General features: G+C 43.2%; 1 protein-coding gene. It reads right to left on the bottom strand.

Translation table 11 applies throughout. The features are described 5' to 3' along the window. On the bottom strand, window positions 1-308 hold a 308-nt coding region (locus AX662_RS10815; RefSeq protein WP_197414706.1), incomplete at both ends, for a hypothetical protein.

Below are 308 nucleotides of genomic sequence, written 5' to 3'. Positions count from 1 at the left end.
TCGATTCAGACTGTGATGTTGATGTTGACGCACTTTCTGAAGCTGAGACTGAATTCGACTCCAACTGTGATGTTGATGTTGACACACTTACTGAGGCTGAAGTTGAGTTCGACTCAGACTGAGATGTTGACGTTGATGCACTTTCTGACGATGACTCGGAAGTTGAGGCTGATTGTGATTCTGAAATTGATTCACTTACTGACGATGATTCTGAGTTTGACTCGGATTGTGACGCTGATGTCGATTCGCTCTTTGATGCTGACTCTGAGTTTGACACTGATTGTGACTCACTAATTGATTCGCTTACT

This window comes from Streptococcus sp. CCH5-D3 (assembly GCF_001556435.1).
GTDB lineage: Bacteria > Bacillota > Bacilli > Lactobacillales > Streptococcaceae > Streptococcus.
Note: the sequence above shows the minus strand (reverse complement) of the source record. Positions and strands in the feature narration are given on the sequence as shown.